Origin of the sequence: Achromobacter seleniivolatilans (genome assembly GCF_030864005.1) — a bacterium.
In the GTDB taxonomy this organism is placed as follows: Bacteria; Pseudomonadota; Gammaproteobacteria; order Burkholderiales; family Burkholderiaceae_B; genus Achromobacter; species Achromobacter seleniivolatilans.
Genome location: NZ_CP132976.1, coordinates 126,197 through 147,289 on the forward strand (window position 1 = coordinate 126,197; position 21,093 = coordinate 147,289).

At 60.7% G+C, this 21,093-nt stretch carries 20 protein-coding genes; 16 read left to right on the forward strand and 4 right to left on the reverse strand.

Going from position 1 to position 21,093, the window contains the following annotated elements; translation table 11 throughout:
* The first annotated feature begins 1 nt into the window (after position 1).
* Together RAS12_RS00525 and RAS12_RS00530 are read left to right on the forward strand one after the other, a co-directional pair.
* On the forward strand, positions 2 to 1,609 hold the full coding sequence (locus RAS12_RS00525; RefSeq protein WP_306944428.1) for a GMC family oxidoreductase: 1,608 nt from the start codon (positions 2 to 4) through the stop codon (positions 1,607 to 1,609).
* A gap of 2 nt (positions 1,610 to 1,611) precedes the next feature.
* Positions 1,612 to 3,042: a cytochrome c gene (locus RAS12_RS00530; RefSeq protein ID WP_306944430.1), complete on the forward strand. Its 1,431-nt coding sequence runs from the start codon at positions 1,612 to 1,614 to the stop codon at positions 3,040 to 3,042.
* 110 nt (positions 3,043 to 3,152) lie between these two features.
* Here the strand turns inward: RAS12_RS00530 and RAS12_RS00535 are convergent, their stop codons facing one another.
* Both RAS12_RS00535 and RAS12_RS00540 read right to left on the reverse strand, forming a co-directional pair.
* Positions 3,153 to 5,144, reverse strand: a complete 1,992-nt coding sequence (locus RAS12_RS00535; protein WP_306944431.1) for an acid phosphatase — start codon at positions 5,142 to 5,144, stop codon at positions 3,153 to 3,155.
* Positions 5,145 to 5,364: 220 nt separating this feature from the next.
* On the reverse strand, positions 5,365 to 6,411 hold the full coding sequence (locus RAS12_RS00540; protein WP_306944434.1) for an acyltransferase family protein: 1,047 nt from the start codon (positions 6,409 to 6,411) through the stop codon (positions 5,365 to 5,367).
* A gap of 363 nt (positions 6,412 to 6,774) precedes the next feature.
* Between RAS12_RS00540 and RAS12_RS00545 the strand changes: the two genes are divergently transcribed.
* Together RAS12_RS00545 and RAS12_RS00550 are read left to right on the forward strand one after the other, a co-directional pair.
* Positions 6,775 to 10,038 carry an autotransporter family protein gene (locus RAS12_RS00545; protein WP_306944436.1) on the forward strand — a complete coding sequence of 1,088 codons (3,264 nt, stop codon included), beginning with the start codon at positions 6,775 to 6,777 and terminating at the stop codon, positions 10,036 to 10,038.
* Between the two features lie 86 nt (positions 10,039 to 10,124).
* Positions 10,125 to 10,388 carry a hypothetical protein gene (locus tag RAS12_RS00550; RefSeq protein ID WP_306944438.1) on the forward strand — a complete coding sequence of 88 codons (264 nt, stop codon included), beginning with the start codon at positions 10,125 to 10,127 and terminating at the stop codon, positions 10,386 to 10,388.
* A gap of 352 nt (positions 10,389 to 10,740) precedes the next feature.
* Here RAS12_RS00550 and RAS12_RS00555 read toward each other — a convergent pair whose 3' ends face one another.
* Positions 10,741 to 11,205 carry a Rap1a/Tai family immunity protein gene (locus tag RAS12_RS00555; RefSeq protein WP_306944440.1) on the reverse strand — a complete coding sequence of 155 codons (465 nt, stop codon included), beginning with the start codon at positions 11,203 to 11,205 and terminating at the stop codon, positions 10,741 to 10,743.
* A 154-nt stretch (positions 11,206 to 11,359) separates the two neighbouring features.
* The gene (locus RAS12_RS00560) at positions 11,360 to 12,424 is read right to left on the reverse strand and encodes a S24 family peptidase (protein WP_306944442.1); all 1,065 of its coding nucleotides are present in this window, start codon (positions 12,422 to 12,424) and stop codon (positions 11,360 to 11,362) included.
* Positions 12,425 to 12,495: 71 nt separating this feature from the next.
* Between RAS12_RS00560 and RAS12_RS00565 the strand changes: the two genes are divergently transcribed.
* The 12 genes from RAS12_RS00565 to RAS12_RS00620 all read left to right on the forward strand — a co-directional run bounded on the left by RAS12_RS00565 (position 12,496) and on the right by RAS12_RS00620 (position 21,088).
* Entirely contained in the window at positions 12,496 to 12,735 is a 240-nt protein-coding gene (locus RAS12_RS00565) for a transcriptional regulator (RefSeq protein ID WP_306944444.1), read from the forward strand.
* On the forward strand, positions 12,732 to 13,541 hold the full coding sequence (locus RAS12_RS00570) for a YdaU family protein (RefSeq protein WP_306944445.1): 810 nt from the start codon (positions 12,732 to 12,734) through the stop codon (positions 13,539 to 13,541). Before RAS12_RS00565 ends, RAS12_RS00570 begins: the two co-directional genes overlap by 4 nt.
* A complete protein-coding gene (locus RAS12_RS00575) occupies positions 13,528 to 14,244 on the forward strand; it encodes a hypothetical protein (protein WP_306944447.1) in 717 nt (238 codons plus the stop codon). The genes RAS12_RS00570 and RAS12_RS00575 overlap by 14 nt, the downstream gene beginning before the upstream one ends.
* A complete protein-coding gene (locus RAS12_RS00580; protein WP_306944449.1) occupies positions 14,244 to 14,456 on the forward strand; it encodes a hypothetical protein in 213 nt (70 codons plus the stop codon). Before RAS12_RS00575 ends, RAS12_RS00580 begins: the two co-directional genes overlap by 1 nt.
* On the forward strand, positions 14,449 to 14,841 hold the full coding sequence (locus RAS12_RS00585) for a hypothetical protein (RefSeq protein ID WP_306944451.1): 393 nt from the start codon (positions 14,449 to 14,451) through the stop codon (positions 14,839 to 14,841). The genes RAS12_RS00580 and RAS12_RS00585 overlap by 8 nt, the downstream gene beginning before the upstream one ends.
* Positions 14,838 to 15,119, forward strand: coding sequence for a hypothetical protein (locus tag RAS12_RS00590; protein WP_306944453.1), 282 nt, complete (start codon positions 14,838 to 14,840; stop codon positions 15,117 to 15,119). The genes RAS12_RS00585 and RAS12_RS00590 overlap by 4 nt, the downstream gene beginning before the upstream one ends.
* 89 nt (positions 15,120 to 15,208) lie before the next feature.
* Complete coding sequence (locus RAS12_RS00595; protein ID WP_306944454.1) at positions 15,209 to 15,757, forward strand: phage neck terminator protein; 549 nt, start codon at positions 15,209 to 15,211, stop codon at positions 15,755 to 15,757.
* A 60-nt stretch (positions 15,758 to 15,817) separates the two neighbouring features.
* Positions 15,818 to 17,176: a DUF3383 family protein gene (locus RAS12_RS00600; RefSeq protein ID WP_306944456.1), complete on the forward strand. Its 1,359-nt coding sequence runs from the start codon at positions 15,818 to 15,820 to the stop codon at positions 17,174 to 17,176.
* Positions 17,177 to 17,189: 13 nt separating this feature from the next.
* Positions 17,190 to 17,618 (forward strand): phage structural protein, encoded by a 429-nt coding sequence (locus tag RAS12_RS00605; RefSeq protein WP_306944458.1) that lies wholly within the window; start codon positions 17,190 to 17,192, stop codon positions 17,616 to 17,618.
* Positions 17,618 to 18,103, forward strand: coding sequence for a phage tail assembly chaperone (locus tag RAS12_RS00610; protein ID WP_306944461.1), 486 nt, complete (start codon positions 17,618 to 17,620; stop codon positions 18,101 to 18,103). The genes RAS12_RS00605 and RAS12_RS00610 overlap by 1 nt, the downstream gene beginning before the upstream one ends.
* Before the next feature lie 148 nt (positions 18,104 to 18,251).
* The gene (locus tag RAS12_RS00615) at positions 18,252 to 20,522 is read left to right on the forward strand and encodes a tape measure protein (protein WP_306944463.1); all 2,271 of its coding nucleotides are present in this window, start codon (positions 18,252 to 18,254) and stop codon (positions 20,520 to 20,522) included.
* Positions 20,523 to 20,530: 8 nt separating this feature from the next.
* On the forward strand, positions 20,531 to 21,088 hold the full coding sequence (locus RAS12_RS00620) for a phage baseplate protein (RefSeq protein WP_306944465.1): 558 nt from the start codon (positions 20,531 to 20,533) through the stop codon (positions 21,086 to 21,088).
* Positions 21,089 to 21,093: the final 5 nt, after the last annotated feature.

Consider the following 21,093-nt stretch of genomic DNA (forward strand, 5'->3'; position numbering starts at 1 on the left):
CATGACAGACATACTTTCCGCCGATGTCATCGTCGTTGGTTCTGGTATTTGTGGCGCACTCGCCGCTGCTCGACTGCGCAACGCCGGCCTATCGGTCATTGTCCTGGAGGCAGGACCGCCCATCACCCGAGCGGAATTGGTAGCGCGGTATCGTGCGTCGCCACGTAAAGGGGACTTTATGTCGCCCTATCCGCCGACAGCCGCTGCGCCGCATCCTATCTATCAACCGGTGCCGAATAACTATCTGGAGCAAGTCGGCCCAGCGCTATACGCGGCGGAATACATCCGCATCCTTGGCGGGACGACTTGGCATTGGGCGGCCCAAGCCTGGCGCGTGTTGCCCAACGATATGAAGATCAAGACGCTGTATGGCGTGGGCTTTGACTGGCCTATGACCTACGATGAACTGGAGCCCTATTACTTTCAGGCAGAAGAGATCTGTGGCGTATCTGGTCCGATCAACAACGGCTCGCCGCGCACTCGGCCTTTTCCAATGGAGCCCGTCACGCCGTCGTGGCTGGAGCAACGCTTCACCGCCAGGCTTGCTGGCACGCCCTATGAGGCCATCACCAACACCACCGCCCGCAATAGCCGTCCTTACGATGGCCGCCCCGCCTGTTGTGGCAACAACAACTGCATGCCGATCTGTCCGATCGATGCCCAGTATCACGGCGGCCTTGCAGCGGCATCCGCAGAAGTTGCGGGCGCACGCATTATTACTAACGCCATCGTCTATCGGATAGAGCACGACGAAAAGGGCAGGATTGCCGCCGTGCACTACTACGACCCTGAGCGCGGCTCGCATCGCGTTACTGGCAAGTATTTCATGGTGGCAGCCAATGGCATCGAAACGCCTAAGCTTTTGTTGTTGTCTAAGAGTGACAAGTATCCCAACGGTCTGGCGAACAGTTCGGATATGGTCGGCCGTCACCTGATGGACCACCCCAGCAATTCGCTGACGTTCGATGCTGAAGATGAGTTGTGGCCAGGACGTGGGCCGATGAGTCCGTCGTCCATCCAAGGGATGCGCGACGGCGCCTTCCGCTCTGAGTCGGCCGCTTTCCGTATCGACATCTCGAATTCGTCACGCGTTTGGGGCATCAGTGAAGACTTGACGAAAAAAGGTGTTTACGGCCCCGCTTTCAAGGAACAACTGCGTCGCCGTTCGGCCCATGAAGTCAGCATCAAGAATGTGCTGGAACAACTTCCCGACCCGGCCAACCGCGTGATGCTCAGCGACCACCGCGACGCCTTGGGTATTCCTACTCCCAAGATCTATTACTCTTTCAATGACTACGTCCATCGCGGCATGGCGCATGCGAAGCAGGCATATATCGAAATTGCTCGTCTGATGGGTGGCACCAATCTGCGTCACAGTCCTGACGGGAAGTACGGCAACAATCAGCACATCACCGGCACCGTCCGCATGGGTGACACCGCTTCAGATTCGGTGGTCGACAAGTTTGGGCGTACCCACGATCATGAAAATCTGTTCATAGCCAGTACCGGCGTCATGCCCACCGCGGCAACGGTCAACTCGACGTTGACAGCCGTCGCACTGGCTCTGCATACCGCTGACCACCTTATTGCCACCGCGGCCCGGGGCTGACCATGATGCGCATCCGCCATTACATTGCACGCGCTGCCTGCCCCCTCGTCGTCGCCTTGGTCGGACTGAGCACAAGCTTCGTGGTCCAAGCGCAGTCGATAGCCGCCACAGCGCCTTCCGACGAGCAGATGCTGATCGTCAAAGGTCGGTACCTGGCCACAGCGGGCGACTGTGTTGCCTGTCACACCGCGCGTCCAGATCAACCGTTTGCCGGGGGAGTTCCTCTGAGCAGCCCGATGGGCACGATCTACTCCACCAATATCACGCCTTCCAAGACCGCCGGCATCGGCAACTATTCGCTGGAAGATTTCAGCCGCGCATTGCGCGAAGGTGTGGCGCCGGGTGGTCGACATCTTTACCCGGCAATGCCCTATACAGCGTATGCCGGCATCAATGACGAAGACGTAAAGGCGCTTTACGCCTACTTCATGCATGGGATCGCCCCGATTGACGTTAAGGCGCGCGCCACTGAACTGCCGTTTCCCTTTAACGTGCGCCTATCAATGGTGGGTTGGAACCTGCTCTTTCTAGACACGCTGGCGCCAGCGCCGCCGAATCAGTCGCCGCAATGGCTGCGCGGACGTTACTTGACCGAAACGCTGGCGCACTGCAGCACCTGCCATACACCACGCAATGCGCTGATGGCCGAGGACAAGAATCGCAATTTTGCCGGGGCCAGTCTTGGCGCGTGGTATGCGCCCAATATCACGTCCGATCCTATCAGCGGCATTGGCGGCTGGAGCATCGAAGAACTGTTCGCGTATCTAAAGACGGGACACGCACAAGGAAAAGCGCAGGCGGCCGGTCCAATGCTAGAGGCGGTTGACCACAGCTTTAGCAAGCTGACTGACTCTGATTTGCAAGCCATTGCGGCTTACGTCAAAACGGTTCCTGCCCAGCAAAACCCTGGAACTACCAGGCCCGCCTATGGTTGGGGTAAGGCACAAGACCTGACGGCCGCCATCATCAACGAACCTTGGCCTGAAGACCGCAATCTATTGAGTGGTGCGCAGCTCTACAACGGGTACTGCGCCAGTTGTCACCAGGCCAATGGCGCGGGCAGCAACGGTCTGCCGTCGCTGGCTGGCAACACTGCGCTGGGACAGCCCAATGCAGACAACGCGGTGATGGCCATCCTGGAAGGGGTGCATCACAGCGCAGACTCTACCGTCGTCGACAGCATGCCCGCCTTCGGTCACGAACTGAACGACGGGCAAGTTGCTACCCTGGTGAACTTCCTGCAGCAGAACTACGGACGCCCAGACGTCGGGATGACACCCGAACGTGTAGCTACGTTGCGTGCAGGCGGAGCGCCGTCACCGCTTGTGAAGCTGGCGCCGGCGCTTGTGGTTGGCACGTTCGTGATCTTCCTGCTGCTTTTGCTGCTCGTTTTTCGTTGGCGGCGTCGGAAACGCAGGTTGGCGAGGCGTTAGCAGTTTGTTTGCGAGCGGTCAGGTCTTCGAACGGAGAAGGGCAAGAGATATAGGCGGGAAAATCCTGCCTATTGCTGAGTCCATCGGCTCAAGAAAGGTAGAACGCCAACTCATGCAGGGTTGTCCAGGCGCACCTGCACGCTGTCGCCGTTGTAAATCACAGTGGCTTTGAAGCCATTGACAACAAGGCTTGCGAACTGACCGTGAACCTTTTTGGCGCGCAGCACCGTGATCGTCGATCCGGCCTTGGGCGTGTAGCCCGAGCGGAACTCAACGTTCAACTGCCCAGCCAGCGCTGCGTCGGCGTTCACCGAGATCTGGCCAGCATCGTCGTCGCCAATGCGTGCGAGCAGCGTGCCCGTCGCCGTCTGCGTGAAGCTGCCCAGCACTTGAACGGCCTCTTCGGAGTTCAATGCCAATGCGCCGCCGCTGACGTATACCGCGCCAGTGCCCAGTGCTTTTGCGGAATCTGCTCGCAGCGTTCCGGCTGCGATCAGCGTGCCGCCCGTGTAGGCGTTTGCGCCCGCCAGGCCGAGCGTGCCCGTACCGCTCTTGGTGAGCTTGCCTGCGCCGCCAATGTCGTTACGCCATACGTCCAGCGCATTGAACCCGCCGCGGCTCGCGTTCATCGTGACGTCCACGTCGCCGTTGAAGGCGCCATAGCCATCGGCAGCGTCAAAAAGGTTGAGCCGGCCAAAGCCTTCCGTGTCGTCCAGAATCGGATAACCCGAAGGCAAGGCCGTGGTCTTCAACACGACGCGGCGTTGTTCGTTGCTCAAGTAGGGCAGGCGAGTTTCAAGGATGACCTCAGCGCCCTTGGGCACCACGGCTGGCTTGGCAGTGTCTCCAATCTGCGTGAAGCTGAAAGTCAGGCGGCGGCGGTATTCGGATTTGTTGGTTTTGTGATCAGAAAATCTGTCCTGGCTGACATCCTGCGAATGCGCGAATGCAAGGAACTGCTCGGGCGTGCTGGCGCCTACGGCGGCCATCAACGTTTGGCGGGCTTGCGCGTAAGCGACTGATCGAACGCCTTCACTCGCGGCGTAGATGTTGCCTGCGGCGTTTGCTTGGCCCAAGATGCGGCCGCTGATGACGTCGAGCGGCGAGTGCATGCCAGCGATGATGCGGCTTTCGCCCAGCTCCACGCCGCGGCCCAGCAGCTCTTGGAAGCGCTCCGGTACCAAGTAGGCCATACCGATCGCATTGCGCACTGACTCGGCAGTGTGGCCACTGGGGTAGCCGCCGTCTGTGGCTGCGGTGAGGCTTTTTGCTGGCTCCAACGTCGGCAGGACTTGAACGCTATTGCTCCAGCGCCACGGGCGTGCATACTTGTAGAAGCGCTTTGCGGGTTCTGTGGAGGCGTTGACCCCCATGCTCTGAACAAACGCAATCGCATCGCCAAAGGCGGGGTTGGCAGCGCCGCTGACGCCCGTGTTATTGCCGATGTCGTCATACTTCACCGTCGCGGCATCGGGTGCAACGTCGTTAATGCTGGTTGTTTGTTGAGCGGCGCTGCGCCATGCCGCAGTCAGAGGGCCCAGGCCGTCAGTGACGCTGTAGTTCTTGCCGCGGCGGTCGTCCAAGTAGGCTGCTGTCGCCTGTTCAGCCGTGCGGTTTGCGGTGGTGCGAACAACAAAGGCGATGTTCTCGTCATGCACGGCCTTGTTCTTTACTCGGCCGTCCGTGGGGTCGCCGGGAACGCCAGTCCAATCCGATGCGATGATGCCAGGGAAACCATCTGCGCCAGCAGCGGTGACGCCAGCATCGACCAGGCGCGTGCGGGGCTCCCAGATATCTAGAAAGCCACTCAGAACTCGAACGCCTGCATTGGACTCCAACGTTGCATATCGTGGATCGCCGCGTTGGTTCGTGTTTGCGAAATCGACGAACGCGGACACATCGGGAACCGGCGCCGTATCAACTCGGCCAAGTCCGGCAGGAGGCGCGGGAATGACATAAGCGGCCTGCTCATTGCCGCTGGTGGCGTCGTTGTCATCGCTGTCATCACCGCCGCATGCGGAGAGTGCAAGAATGACTGCCAACGACGTGGCGCGCAGGGCATAGCCAGGGATCGATTTTCCGAAATTTTGCAGCTGGTACATGTGCTCTTGTCGTATTGATGAACGAGCGCTGCATCCTAATAGTCCAATGTTTAGCCGCGATGACACCAGTTTGAACTTGCTGGACGGGCCTGAGTCCGGGCGACCGGCGTGGCACCACCATGCATGACGATATGGCGTGTGGAAGGGGCCGCACCCATGTGTTCAATCTTGGTGGCTCTCGGCCCGGCATCTGCGATCGGCGCACCCGACCGAACAGCGCCTAGGCTGCGGTTGTGCTCGCCAAGCGCGTCGAAATTCCACGTTGGAGCTTTTGCCGATATCGCTCAATAGGAAATTCAATCGCATAAAACGAGGCGGCGCCAACTGCGATCGCTGCGGCGATTCCGACGAACATCGCGAAAATGTTGTTAGGGTAGCGGTCGGCAATCTCTACAAGAACCAATCCATGGAACAAGTAGAGCGAATAGCTCCAAGCGCCCAGTTTTCTCATAAACGGACGCGTTACGAGCTTGCCGAACACGCCTTTACCGTCCACTGTTGCGATGATGAAGAGTGACCAGGCCGCGCTGATGTAGACGAATTTATCAACCAAAGCCACATCCAGCGGCACTCCAAAAATCGCATGCCGGGCGCCAGGGCTGGCGAGAATCAGGCCGAGCACCACAGAGATCGCAAGAACGTTTGCAATCGTGTTCGTTATCTTGGGCCGGATGTCATTCAGGGTGACCGCCAGGAAGCAGCCGATTGTGAAGCTGGACGCATACCAGCCGGTGCCCAGTGCATTGATGGACGTTTTCCAGTATGGCCAGATCAACTGCTGAACGCAGACCAGGATCACCAACAGGCCACATGCCACTGAGACGCCGCGGGCTCTTGCCGCAATGAACGCCAATGCGACGAGCGGCAACCACAGGTAGAACGTGAACTCGACCGGTACTGTCCACAGGTGCGCGTAGCCCTTTTGAAACGTCAGCGCGGCCATGACATCAGACCAGGCAACTATGCCCAATGCGCCGAACGCCTTGTGGACCAAAACGGCAATAACGAAGAGGGGGATGATTCGAAGAAACCGACCGACGGCGTAAGCGGCGATGCTTTGCGCACCGAAGCCGGTGGTCTGGAACTTTTTGGTGAGGAGCAGGGCACTCAGGACAAAAAAGAGCCAGACGCCAATTTTTCCCGTGCCAGCCAAATGCCTGGCTGTCGCTGCAATGAAAAACATGCTGACCGCGTGCGTGAGCAAGACGGTGAGGCATGCCAGCCCACGAATTCCGTCCGCTCCGTCTAACCGTTCGAACTTCTCCATATTTTTGTAATCTCGGGCAGTTGATGTGACTTCAGATGCTGCAACGCGGTGGAAGAGGGCGGCAGGTGGGGCAAAAAACTACGCAGCCATTCTAACCGCCTCAGGCGCAGGGCTTTCTCGGCTATTGGGGACGCGATTGAATACCGAAGACGCGGCACCCTCGCGGAAAAGCGCTGGTTGAGTGGTTAGCCATCCACTTGATCGTTGTCCGCACGAATCGAAAGAATACCTAGTCTCAGGGATTCTCTTTTCATTCAAAGCAAGCTGTAATCGCCGGTTGCGTGTCAAAGCTCGCTCACTAGTACTAACTTCTCAAACGCCCATGAACGGGAAGCGAGCGCCACAATAATCGGAGATGAATACATGGCCACCGCCTTCCGCAGCATCTGGAGGCCAGCGCTAGGCGCTTCGGTCGCAACGCAAGAAAACCGCTCGGCACGGGGTAACTGTGACGAGACAGGCGATTCAAGGGCGCAGTTGAATATCGCGCCCGGCCGATCGCTCCGCCGGCTGGCGCCCAGCTGCTTTGCGTTGGCAACCGCTTTGTCGGCACCGCTGGCAACGAGCGTTGCGCATGCCGATAGTTATCTAATCGGCGCAGGCGGCACTGGCGCCGCGGCCGCCAATCCAGGCGGCAACGGCGTGGGTGGTGACGGTGGTGGCGGCGGCATTGGTGGCGGCGGCGCCGGTGGTACCTGGCCCCACGGCGGTGGCGCGGGGGGCGGCGTGGAAGTGGGCGGATCAGTGGATGCCGCAGGCTATGGCGCAAGCAACGCGGGGCCGGACGGCGGCTTGGGCGGTTACGTGGGCGGCAGCAGCGCTGGCGGAGGAGCCGGGGTTGGCGGCGGTGGCGGCGGCGGCCCGCACGCACTGGGCACTGACGCAGGCGGCGGCGGCGCTGGACTGGGTGGCGGGGGCGGCGCGTCGCCGGGTGGTATTGCCGGCGCTGACGGAGGGGTGCTTCGGGACATTTTCGGTGGAACCATTTCCGCGATAGCACCGAGCCAGGGGGCTCCGGTCGCCTCCGGCGCGTCGACAGGCTCCCCTCGCACCTTCGATTATGCCGGCGTGGGTGGCGGTGGCGGCGGTGCGTCGGATGGCGCTGCGGGCGGAAATGGTGGCGCGGGCAGCTTGGGTTTCAGCACCGCACGCATAACCGTCAACCGATCAATGCTGATCGGCGGCGGCGGCGGGGGCGGGTCATTCAACTACGCCGGTGGGCGTGGGGGCGATGGCTTTGTTAATTTGACCTTTGGCGCTGAACTGGCAGTGGCTGAGCATTTATTGATTGGCGGCTCCAATGGCGGCGGCGGTCAGGCCATGATGACAGGCGGCCGAGGCGGTGCGGGTACGCTTTCGGTGTCCGATGCCAGGGTCCTTATCGGCGATGGCGGTCGATTGCGGCTTGGCGGCGGTCAGGCGGGAGGAGGGTCGGGGAATTTATTGCTTGGCCCGGGCACGTTGCAATTTGGCGCTGGCGCAACCTTCGTCATCAACGACAACGGCGTTTTGCGATTCGGCGGCATGCGAGGATCGAACGTCCGGGCCGGTAGCATCTCGGGTCTGACCACTTTGCAAAACGACGGCAGCATCGAGTTCAACCAACTTGGCACAGCGGTGCTGAATGCAGGGGTAACGGGCATCGGCAGCGTTATCACTTCAAGCGGCGCCACCTATCTGACGGGCGAGAACACTTACACGGGCGGCACCACTGTCGCCGCCGGCTCGACCCTGAATATCGGCGCGAACGGCACTTCGGGCAGCTTGACGGGCGCCGTCGTGGTGAATGGCGCTCTCGTCTTCAGCCGTAGCGATGCGAGCGCCTTTGGCGGTTCCCTCGACGGGGGCGGACAAGTTGAAAAAGCCGGGGCGGGCACGCTCACCATCAATGGATCGCACCTGTTCACTGGGAATATTCTGGCCAGCGGTGGCACCCTGAACTTTGAAGGCTCGGCGCCGAATGCCAACTTCGTGGTGGACAGTGGCGCTGTTCTTGGCGGCACGGGGCGGCTTGGCACGGTCAATATCGCATCGGGCGGCGAGCATGCACCGGGCAATCCCCTGGGCACACAAACTGTCTCCGGCGCCTACAAGAACAGCGGTACGCTGCGCATCACTGCCACCCCTGCCGCCAACGCCAGTCTGACGGCGATGAGCACGGTCGAGCTCGACAACACGACACTTGCGCTGGCGCTCAGCCCAAACGATGCGGCGTCATGGGCGCCGTCCGCCACGCCAGTGGTGATCGTGGACAAGCAAAGCGCGGGCGCCATCACGGGCGGTGTCGGGCGCATCGTCAATCCACTGCTGTTTCTCGATGCCGACGTCAGCACCACGGGCGGGGATGGCAATGACCTGACGATTCGCCTGATACCTAAAATAACCGTTGATCCCGGCACGGGTATGGATCCAGGAACAGGTGCGGAACCCGGGACCAACCCGGAGCCAGGAGCCAACCCTGAACCCGGCCGCCCCAACTTCGCCGCTTACGCCGGTACCGCCAACCAGCGTGCCGTCGCGAATGCCGCCCAGCGTCTGCCCCAGTCCAGCGAAGTCTGGCGCGCGCTTGCGCTCTCTACCGACGCGGGCGACTACAGGCAAGCGCTGGACGCCTTGTCGGGCGACATGCACGCCAGCGTCAACTCGGCCCTATTGAGCACTGGTCCCGCCGCTATGCGGCGCGGCCTGGACAGCGTGCGCGGCAATCTGTCGGCCGCCATGCTGCCAGGCGCGGCCACCGCGTCGGCGGGTGCAAGCGATGCACCTCCTGCTGCCGGCGTTTTGCCACGGACGGCTGCCCAACCCATTTGGGTACAGGTTGAGGGCGACTGGCGTCGGCTGAACAGCGATGGCAATGGGCCCGCTCTCACGCAACAGACCACCACGCTCGCCCTGGGCGGCGACATGGAGGTCGGCCGGGGCTGGCGGCTGGGTACTGCCTTCGGTTACGCCGACAGCAAGCTCAAGGCGGACAGCAGAGCGGCAACCTCTGACACGCAAAGCTATACCGCGGCGCTGTACGGCGGCAAGGCGTTTGAATTGGGCGCTGGTGCGCTCAATGTGCTGGGCGGCACCGCGTACTCATGGCACGACATCGATACGCGGCGCCAGATCGGCTACGGCAGCCTGGCGCAGAACCTTACGGCGGATTACAGCGCCTCGACGACCCAGCTGTTCGCCGAAGTAGGTTATGCCTTGCCGGTGACGCCAAACATCACAATCGAACCGTTTGCCGGGCTGTCGTGGAACAACTTGCGCACGCGAGGCTTCTCGGAATCAGGCGGATCTGCAGCACTCTCGGCCAAGCGTCAAAGCCAGACGTTGACCTCTACGCTCGCGGGGCTGCGGGCACGGTGGCTGGTGCCGGACTCGGCCATTGCCCTGCGCGGCCTGCTGGGCTGGCGGCACGCATACGGCAACGTTCAACCAGGCACTTCGCTCGCTTTCGACAATGGCAATAGCTTCTCGGTAGCCGGCACACCGATCGCGCGCGACGCGGCACGCGTGGAATTCGGCGCCGACCTGGTAGCCATTCGAGACCTCACCATCGGCGTAAGTTATGCGGGCGAGTTTGGTGGTGGCAATCGCCAGCACTCGGGTATGTTGGATATGCGGTGGCGGTACTGAACATCTGGTTTTTCCGCGGCCGAAATTGCAAACCGCGCACGGATGTGGAAAGCTAAAGATCTTCGGCCCTGAGCTGGAGGTGGGTCATGGACACCCTTCGCCATTTCTCTGCTTTTCCGAGTTCCGCGTTTCTCCTATTCGTGCTGTGCATATCTGGCGGGGCAGTAGTGCTGATCGCCATATTTAGGGGACACGGCTGGCTTGCAACGGTTCTTTTTGCCGCCATCATCGGCACGCTGGCGCTTCTGATGATGCCGAGCGCAGCTCATGGATATGAGCGAACGGGCCAAATGGCGTGGCTATGCGTCCCGGGAATTATTGGATGCCGCGAGCCTGATTGGCTTGGTTAAGTCGATGTTTGGCATTGACCGAACCTGGCTGCAAAGCCGCGAGCGTACTTGGTGTGCCGGGTAGCGTCGCCACTCTATGCGGGGTGGCGCGTGAGGTGACCTGTTGCGCTCGTCCCTGCAAAGCCGTTGAATGAGAAATGACGGACAGGTTCCGTCTGCTCGTCTCGCAGCGTCGATACGCAGCTTTTGGCAGCAGCCAAAGACAGCGTTTCCAGTGAGCGGCAAGTGGTGTTGGTACTTAAAACGGCCGGCGCTGCGGATAACTCGGCTGATTCGCAATATGCGCCAGGGTTCTCGCGGCCAGTGGCATTGCTAGAGAACCAAGGCATGCCGACGTTCTTGCGCGCCAGCATCAGCGTTGCGGCGGATCATCCTTGCAAGGGAAGGCCTCCCGTGCTGCCTGGCGCACAGTGACCGTCGACGTATCTTTAGCGTCGTATGTTTTGGCAATGAACTTCTCGGCAACCGCGGCTGCTAGCTGGCCTACGGTCGTGTCTGCCGGGGCGCATCGCATGGAGGCCGCTCTGGCCATGGCCTGCTCAAAAAGCGGGTCGAGCGTGTTGGCGGTCCTTGATGCGAGGGATTGCAGGTAATTAGCGGCCGAGAATTCGCCGTAGATGTAGCCCAGGATGTATGCCTCACATCGCGCGTAGGCAAGAACAAGGCTGGGGTCCGACGCTGTTTTTGCAGTCATGGACAAGCCCTTGGCGCACTCTTGCTGTAGAACGGTCGCCCTGAGTAACAGACCTTTCGCGCCGTCGGCATTGGCGCTGTGCACGGCAAAGATGCACAAGAACCCAATAAACAGTTTCCGCATGTCCAGCTCCAGGCCATTACCAGGAGAGGAGAGCATAGCGGCGGCACGCTCTTTACGGCCGCAGCTCATCCAACAAGCGCAGTCCGGCCATGCTCTGTGATGACAGCGTTTTGTTATGAGGTAAACCGGTCAGACACATCCGCGCATGCTGGATCTACAACAAGCGCGCATCCACCCCATTGCGCAGGTCATACGGCGACCACAGAATCCGCCCGACGATACGCACTTCGCATCCGTCTTCCTTTTCCAGCGGGAACACCTTGTATGCAGGATTCAGCGACTTTGCCAGCCAGGCGCCGTCGCGCTCTCGTGTGATGCACTTCACGATCATCTTGCCGCCATGGTTGATGGCGTAGACGGTTCTGGGATCAATCTGGCTGGCGTCGGTGATGGGGTCTTCAAAGAACAGCATCGGGCCGCGATTGCGGATCACGGGTTCCATGCTGTCGCCAACGGCATACACAATTTTCATGCGTTCGATCGGCAGCTTGAACGATTCCAGGAATGAACGGCGCAAAAGGATTTCGCCGATTTCGGTCTCGTGGTAGTTCTCGATGCCGAGCTTGCCGGCGGCCAAGCGCACATCCAATTCTGGAATGGGCATGAACTCCTGGTCGTTGGCCGAATAACCCGCGTCGGCAACATGCCCGACATTGGTGACCTGGCTGATGCGCAGCGACTGAGCTTGTTCTGCTTGCCGCGTTGTCGTGCCGTCCGGTTCCCACGGGCCTGCTGATAGCGGCGCCATGGGAAATTCGTCGGCGGCAGTGTCCATATTTACGATGGCGCCGCGCTTGGATTGAAGCGCCTTGGCCGAACCCTTTGCCTTCACGCCCATTTGGCCCAGTGCCAACAGCAGGGCGCCTTCCAGCCGCTTGAGCTGATCGTCGGCAAGCCCTCTGATCAACGATGCTGACACTGACGGAAACGGCCACGCCGATTCGGCGGCTGTTGCTGCGACTGGCGTGGCCGCGGAAAGCGAGGCTGCCTTTTGCGTCTCGGCCGCCAAACGCGGACTGATAGCAGCCAACGGGCATCCAAAGCCTTCCGCATACGCCATTGCGGCCTCGATCCCGATAGGGCGGCGGCCGGTGATGTGCTGATAAATCATTGCCTGTCCGCCCTTCACGTGGTGATCGCGAGCGAATGCCGCGCGGTTCACGCCTTCAAAGCGTGCGCGCAGGGCGGCGGCTTCCTCTTCGATAGTCCACATTTTCATATAGCAATGCTATGCAAATAAAACTATAGCATGGCTTGCGTATAAGCTGTAGCATCGCTATAGTTTTGTTAATGAATCTACACGATTACTTCGACCGGGATGAAGCGCTAACCGCTGCGGCGCTAGCCCGGCGCGTGGGGGTTTCCCCAGCGCTTGTCTACCAATGGCGTACGGGCCGCAGGCCCGTTCCGGTCCAGCACTGCGTGCCTATCGAGCACGCCACCAGCGGCGCGGTTACCCGGCGCGACCTGCGTCCCGCCGATTGCAATCGAATCTGGCCCGAGCTGGCCGAAGGGGCGAAAGCGGAATGAATTATTACCCGCATCACATCGGCGATTTCAATAGCGCCACGCGGCATCTCACGCGCATCGAACGCAGCGTGTACCGCGATTTGATCGAACTGTATTACGACACCGAGGCGCCCTTGGCCCTTGATATCGACAAGCTGTGCCGCTTGCTGATTGCCCGCTCGGAAGAAGAGCAAGCCGCGGTTTCGCAGGTGCTGAACGAGTTTTTCGTTCAAGCCACGCAGGGCTGGACGCACGCCCGTTGCGACGCCGAAATCGCCAGATACCACGGCAACAAAGAAGCGAAGTCTGCGGCTGGCAAAGCCAGTGCGGCCAAGCGTGCGCAGAAAGCGCTACGGCCTGGCGCTATCTCAGCGGACGGGCAACAGCCGTTGAACGGGTGTGCAACTAACCAGGAACCAGAACCAGGAACCAAGAGCCAGGAAGAGGCTTCAAGCACCGCTCGTAAACGAGCCGCCTGCGTCGATGTTGCGTTGATCGATCTGCCCGACTGGCTGGACCGTGAAGACTGGGTCTGCTGGATTGCGGATCGCAAGGCCCGCAAAAAACCCGTCACTGAAGAGGCTGCACGGCGCCAGTTGCAGCAGCTTGCTGGATACCTTGCCGAAGGGTTCCCTGCGCGCGCCGTCATCGCCAACAGCATTGCCAGCGGTTATCAGGGCTTGTTCCCGCCAAGGGCAGCAGGGCGGGCGGCGCCGTCCAGCCGGACCCGGCAGCGTGCGGAGTGGTCATCGGAACTGCGTGACGTGTTGGCCGAAGGGCGGCCGATGCGTGAAATCGACATGGGGGTGATTGATGCCAGCCATTAATGCTGCGGCAGGGCTGGGAGCGCTGGTCGTCAACGAGATGCACTTGCTCTATGGCGCCAAGTTCGCCCAGCAATGGGAGGGCCTGACGCCGCGCGAATTGAAGGATTCGTGGAATCAAAAACTGGCGGGCTTGGATGAATCTCAGGTGCGTCGTGGCCTGCATGCCTGCCTGGCTCGTGAATGGCCGCCAACACTGCCGGAGTTCCTGAAACTGTGCTGCCCGTGGCTCACGCCTGAAGTGGCCTATCACGAAGCTGTGCGCGGAATGTCCGCCAGGCGGCGCGGTGAGATCGGTGTGTGGTCGCACCCCGCGGTGTATTGGGCGGCAGTGGGCGTCAGCACGGTAGACCTCTTGAACAGCAACTACGGGTCGATCAAAAACCGGTGGGAAAGAACGCTGGCCGAAGAACTCAGCAAAAACACTTGGCCAGATATTCCGCAACCGCGTGCGTCTCTGCCGGCGCCGGGCCAGACCTTGGCATCTCCGGCGCAGGTCGAAGCCGCGCTGCAAAAGATGAATGCAGCAAAGTTATTGGATCGCGATGGGCCGCCTCACCGGCGATGGATTGCCAAGTGGGAGGCGCGCATTGCGCAAGGCGGGCATCCCACGCAAGCCATCGCACAGATGCTGACACACGCCCAATGTGAATTTGATGCAGCGGCACAGATAGCGGCCGTGATCCGGCCTATGGAGGGCAGGTAATGGAACAACGACGAGTAACCCTGTGCCGCTGGGAAATGGGCGATCCGATGAAGGTGCTGATGAGCCGGCAACAAGCGGCCATCAATCGCTCATGCGCGGGCTGCGCGAACGCGCGTGCGGTGCAGACGCCTTTTGGAGATACGGTCCAGCGTTGTTTGAAGGGCAAGCCCTACGGGAACAAATGCAACAAGTATGAGGTGTCGAATGGATGAAGGTTTGCCGCGTTGGGTGGAAGACGAAATACGCAATTGGGCGCGGTCGCAATGGGAAGGCGATTGGCCGGGCCCGCGCCGAATGGCGCAAGACGAGCCGGATGTATGTGTGTTCCCGCCGCTGCCTGGTCACGAGGACGAGGACGAACCCATCCGGATTCCAGTGAATCACGTGCGCGCGAGCAGAGTGGATGGCTTGTACCAGGCGTTGCCGCTGCTTGAACGGCGCGTGGTGCAGGCGGAATACACACGCCGCGCAGATTACGGCGACCTGCCAGCGCATCTGCGCCAGGACAAGGCATGTCGCGTCATCGGCATCACATTGCCTTACTACAAGGTGGCGCTAGGCAGTTTCAAGCAACAGGTCTGGAGGGTTTTCAAATGAAGTATGCGCACGAGGTCATTGATCTGCTGGCAGCCTACCCGGGGCGCGAATTCAAAATGCGCGAAATCTTGCGGCACGTCAGCCGCGGCATTCCGCTGGCGCCCGCGTCGCACGAAGCAATGCGCCGCGGTGCGCGCCGGGTGTTGGATCATTTGCTGGACGCGGGGCACGTTCATCGTTGCGGCGGCAACACCAAGTCGGTGACTTATGCGTGGTCCGAATTGGGACATGCACTTGCCGAAAATCGTGCACATTTGGGACCGGATTTGAGACAATAACGGCGGGCCATTGCGCCCACACGAAATGCAGCCCGCCAACCGAAAAGGTTCGCGGGTTTTGTTTTTTCCGGGGCCGTAGTGGCCTATAGATGCAACCCATACACTGGGACGCCATGACGCCAGAAGACGCAATTTTTGAATTGATCAGGGCCGCGGCAGATGGCATGCCTGTGCTGTCTGCCGAAACGATAGAACCTGCGCCGCAGCCGCCGTATGCCACGTTGGCCGTTCGGTGGATAGACGCCGGACCCGCCGAAGAAGGTCAGGTCGATGCCGACGGCAACCAGGCCATGCGTGACCACCGCGACGCCACTGTTGAACTGAAGAGTTTTGGTGTTGCTGCGTTCAGCGTGCTCGACAAGCTGGGTTTGACTTTGCAACACCCGGATTTTGAAGAACGGGCCGAAGCGTTGGGCCTGGCGGTCTTTGATACCGGGCGCTTGCAAAACGTCCCGCCTGAAGAGGGCGCCACGTTCGATTTCCGGCGCGGCGCGCTGGAACTCGGCATCCGCTATTCGCAAACCTATACGGCTTTCGTCGGCACGATTCAGACCGTGACCGGCGTGGCCAGCACAACTGGCGGAATTACTTCCGCCATAGATACCTCTTTCACCGTGAAGACACCCACGGCGCCGTAGCGTCACGGATCTTCCTAACTGTCCTGCCGCCTTATGGCGGCTTTTTTATTGGAGCCGCAAATGGCAAAAATCGACCGGATCGTCAATGTGGCGATCTCGCTGAACACCACGGCGATCAAGGAACAGAACTTCTCTGACATCCTGATCCTTGGCGCGCACGCGCTGGCCGTCAATCGTATTCTGGCGGTGACCGAGCCCGGCGAGTTGCTGGACATGGGCATCGCTCAGACCGACCCGCTGTACGTCGCCGTGCGCGATGCGTTCAAGCAGATCCCGACGGTTTCGCGAGTCTTCGTTGGCCGCCGCCACGTGGATGTGTCGCAGTTCACCGTGACGCGCGCTGCCGCCACGGACTACACCGTGACGCTGTCGTGGCGTGATGGCGCAGGCCAAGTTCAAAAGGCGGAAGCCAAGGCCACGGGCGTTGCCGAAAGCACGCCGCAAACGATCGCCACCGCATTGGTCGCCGCCATTACCGCGACCAGCGCGCCTGTGACGGCTGCTGCTGTGGGCGCCGACGTATCGGTCACCGCAGAGCAAACCGGCAATGCCGTCGCTATCGCCATCAAGGGCAATTTGCAGCTGTCGGCGCCCGTCAGCACGGAAACCCCCTCGGCCGCGTTGAATGCCTGCCTGCGTGAAAACGGCGATTGGTACGGCGTGGCGTTGGCCAGCCGCGTTGAAGCCGACGTGCTGGATGCCGCCGAATGGGTGGAATCCAATGAGCGTCTGTTTGGCGTGTCGTCCGACCAGGCCGGCATCATCGACGCCGCAGTGTCCACCGACATTGCATCCAAGTGCCAGCAAAAGCAGTACTTCCGCACGCACGTCTGGTATCACGGCGAGGCCCGGACCGAAGCCTTGGAAGCCGCCGTCAGCGCCAACCGCTTCACGTTCTATCCCGGTGGTGAAACCTGGGCTAACACGCGTCTGTCTGGCGTGACGTATGACAGCCTGAGCGAAGGCCAGGCATTGGCCGCGCATGCCAAGAACGCCAACACGTTCGAACAGATGCGCAACTTTGCCGTGACGCAAAACGGCAAGGTCGCTGCCGGCGAATGGATCGACGTGATCCGCGGCCGTGACTGGCTGTCGGAACAGGTGAAGATCAACGTGGCATCGCAGCTGATCAACGCGAACGGCAAGGTGCCTTACACCGACGTCGGTATTCAGATCCTGGTGAACGGTATTCGCCAAGCCCTGCTGCTGGGTCAAAGCCGTGGACTGATCGCGCCTGACGAAATCGATGATGCGGGCCGCACGATTCCCGGTTTTGTCATCACCGTGCCGCGCGCTGCTGGCATCTCCACGAACGACAAGGCCAACCGCATTCTGCGTGACCTGAAGTTCAGCGCCCGTCTGGCGGGCGCCATCCATGTTGCCGAGATCAAAGGCAACCTCACCTACCAACAACTGTAATCGGGGTACTTCCATGTCCGTCAAAACTTACGCACCGAACCAGGTGAAGATTGTGGTGGGCGCGTTGCCCATCTCCGGCTTGGCCGAAGACAACTTCGTGACCGTTACCGAATTGGGCGATGGCATTGCGTCCGTTGTCGGTATCGACGGCGAGGTGTCGCGCGCGATGTCGCGCAATTCGCGCCTGAGCATCAAGATCACGTTGATGCAAACCAGCGCCAGCAATGCGGCGTTGTCCGCGCTGCATCAGGCCGATAAGGCTACCGAGGGCAACGGCGCCTTCCCGATTTCGATTACCGATTTGCGCGGCTTGTCCCTGCATGCGTCGGATTCGGCATGGATCGTGAAGATGCCGGACGCTGGCTACGGCGCCAAGGTCGGCTCCCGCGAATGGACGATCGAAACCGGCCAGGCCATCAACGTGGTTGGGGGTAACGCCTGATGGCCGCGATCAAGGAAGTGGTGATCGGCACGACGATCTTCCGCATTTCCCGCTTTGATCCGTTCCGTCAGCTCAAGCTGCTGGGCGACCTGCAAAAGGAAGTTCTGCCAGCGGCCGGTTCGATGCTGACCACCGTGTTCGGCAACGACACCCCCGGCCAGGAACGCGATGAAAGCGCCATGCTGAACGCGTTTCGCGAACTGTCGGCCAAGCTGGGCGGTGACGCTCTGGGCGGCTGGGCCGAGCGCCTGATCGACCCGGAGCTGGTCAGCTTTGAGCTGGTGGGGCGCGAGCCCCAGAAGCTGACCGCCGCGCACCGTGGCTTGGCGTTCACTGACTACGCCGAGATCCTGGAACTGCTGTTTCACATTCTTGAGCACAACTTCGCCGGCCCTTTGGCGCGTTGGGTCGGCCGCTTTGGTCCGGCCCGCGAGAAGCTGGCGAGTCTGTCGGGCAGTTCGACGCAGGCTTCGAACGAGAGTTGATCATTTGGCGGCCCATCCTGGCCCGCCATGTCAGTTTGGACGCCGTCAAACGCGGTGACGTCGACCTCCTGGACATCCTGAAGCTGAACGCTCTGATGGATGCCCAGGAGGCGGCGCAATCCGCGTCAGAACGGAAGGCGAGGTAACGATGACCGTTGTAAGTGAAGTGGTGGCCGTTCTGAGCTACCAGGTGGATGACACCGGAATCCGGCGATACCGGCAAGGGTTCAAGGACGCCATGTCGAAGATGGCGGCCGACTCGGCGGGCGCCATTCAGGCGATGCGTGAAGTGGCAAGCAGCATGACCGGGGTCCAGACGGGTCTGACTGACCTGATCGAGCTGCAAAGGAAAGCGGCAGGACCAACGGGCTTCTTGGCAAAAGCCGTTGCCAATTTACGTGGCGCCCTGACGTCGTTGGTGGGCGTCGGTTCGGTTCGGCAGATCTTGGGCGATATCGATGCCTGGGTGCAGGTGGAAGACGCCATGCGCCGGGCAACGAATTCCACCGAGGAATACGCGGAGGCGGACCGCGAGTTGGCCAAGACGTCGCGCACGACGCGTACGGCTTATGCCGACAATGCGGACACGTTCATGCGTATGCAGCGCAGCATGGCGGGCCAGGGCAAGTCCGCGCAAGACGCCCTGGACGTCACGCAGCTTGTGGCGTTGGGCGCGTCTCTGTCGGGTGACAAAGGCGCAGATCGCGGCGCCATTGTGGCGTCGATGCTCAAGGCGATCGAGCAGGGCGGGTTTGGCGCGGAGCAGTTCGCCGCCTTGCCCAAGCGTCTGCAAGACGCCATGGCCAAGGGCATGGGCACCACGCTGCAAGGCCTGACCGCGCAGGCCCAAGGCGGCATGATCAGCACCGGCGCCGCACTGCCTGCATTGCAGTCGCAGTTACCGGCGTTGCAGGCAGAGGCCGGCGCCAAGCCGGCAAGTCTTGCCGGATCGGTGACGGTGTTGAACGACGCCTGGCAACGCTTCTTTGGAACGATGATTGGCGGCCGCACTGTGCTGCAAATCGTGACGGGGGCAGTTGAACTGCTGGCAGACAACCTGGGTTTTGTGATCAGGATGCTGGCGTTGGCTGGGGCTTCGTTTGGCCTGGTGATGTTGAACCAATGGCTGGCAGCTGCGACGCGTCAGTCGGGCGGTTTGCTCAAAGCGCTACGTGACTCGGCGCGCGCCGCATTGGGGCTGAATACCGCGATGTCTACCGGGTCCGGGTCCACAGGCACCGCGCAGGCTTTCTCGGGTTTGGGTCGATCGCTTGGGCCGATGCTGCGCATGGCTGCGGTTCTGACCACGATCTATCTGATTGGCGAAGACATCTCCAACTGGTTGAACGGTAGTGACTCCGTGCTGGGCAGCGTGGTCGGAGGCGTCGAAAACTGGCAGAGCGAAATCGAGACTGTTTCCACAGTCTTGACGTTTGTGAAGGACTTGCTGGGCGGCGCGGGTACGGCCGTGGGCGAGTGGACGAAGAAGCTCGCCATGACCTCGGCGGTTCTTTATGGCATGTGGCGCATTCTTTCGCCGATTGGCTCCTTGTTCATGTTCTTGGCTCGGACGGCCGTGCCCATGTTGTGGCGGGCAGTAGCCATGCACCCGATCGGGCGGATTATTACGCTTATCGGCATGCTGGCCCTGGCTGTATGGCAGATCTACAAAAACTGGGATGTGATCAGCGCCGCGATAGTGGCTGTGTGGAATTCGGTCACGGGATATCTGAAAGCCGCGTGGGATTCCGTCACGTCGTATCTGTTGGCGGCATGGGACACGGTTACGGCCTATATCTCGCTGGCGTGGAACACGCTGATGGGATTGGCGCAGAGCTATTTTCTGGACCCCTTGATGGCGTGGTTTTCAGCGCTGTGGGCGTTCTGGAGCGGTCTGGTAAACGCCGTGGTGGCCGCATTCACCGGCGACTGGGATGCGGCGATTGCGCATCTGGTTGGCGCGTTTACGGGGTTGTGGACGTTCTTTGCCAACATCGGCAGTGGAATCCTGAACGTGATCCGCGCGATTGGCGACGCCATCCAGACCTGGGTCATGGACAAGTTCAAGTCGGCGGTCAGTTGGTTCAAGAGTCTGCTGCCTGGCCAGATGCTCTCTGATGAGCAGAAGGGCGCTATGACGGATTCAGCCAAGGCGCTTGCCGCACAACCGCAAGTGCAGGCATTTGCGGCGGGGAGTGCTGTGCCAGGTGTGTCGCCAGGCACGGCGCTGCGAGGCGGTTTCGGCAAGGTGAACCAAGCGGTCAATGTGCAAAACAGTTTTACGGTCAACGCACGCGGTGTAGATGCTGCGGGCATTGGCTTAGAGGTCAGGAAAGCCGGTGACGAGGTCAGCATTCAAAGCGTTGACAGTATTGCTCGATCTCTAGCCTCGTCGAGAGGCGTTGAGGTCGGAAGCTAGGAGAATCCATGAGCTTTGTATCCATGATTTTTGGCTGGAACGGGGGCAGCAAGATTGGCTCCGTTCCGCTTGATGCGCTTCTGAGTGAGAAAACCTCGCTGAGTAGTCAGGCGACTTCATACGCTGTTGAAGAAGGCCTGCCCGTGTCTGATCACGTCGTGCAAGAGTCCGAAAGGCTCTCGCTGGATGGTTGGGTGACGGCAGCGGAAGTTGCGCTGCTGGGCTCGGCTGGCGCCAGTCCAAGCGGCGCAGGCCGCTCCAAAATGATCAGCGCCAAAGCCGCTCTGCGTGAAATTCACGCGAACCGTTTGCCCATCACGATTTCTACCGGCTTGGACCAATACGTGAACTTCGTCATGGAGTCCTGCGAAATCGGCCGCTCCAACTCAGGGGGAGAACGGTTTGAAATATCGGCCAGCTTCAAGCGGATTCGCAAGGTGACGCTGCGCGAGGCCGACATTCCGCCCGAGCAGACGTCTGGCGCCGCCACTGGCAAAGCGGGCGCCACCAAGACCAACGCGGGCAAGGTTTCCAAGCCTTTTGAGCATGCCGTCATACCGGCATGACATCC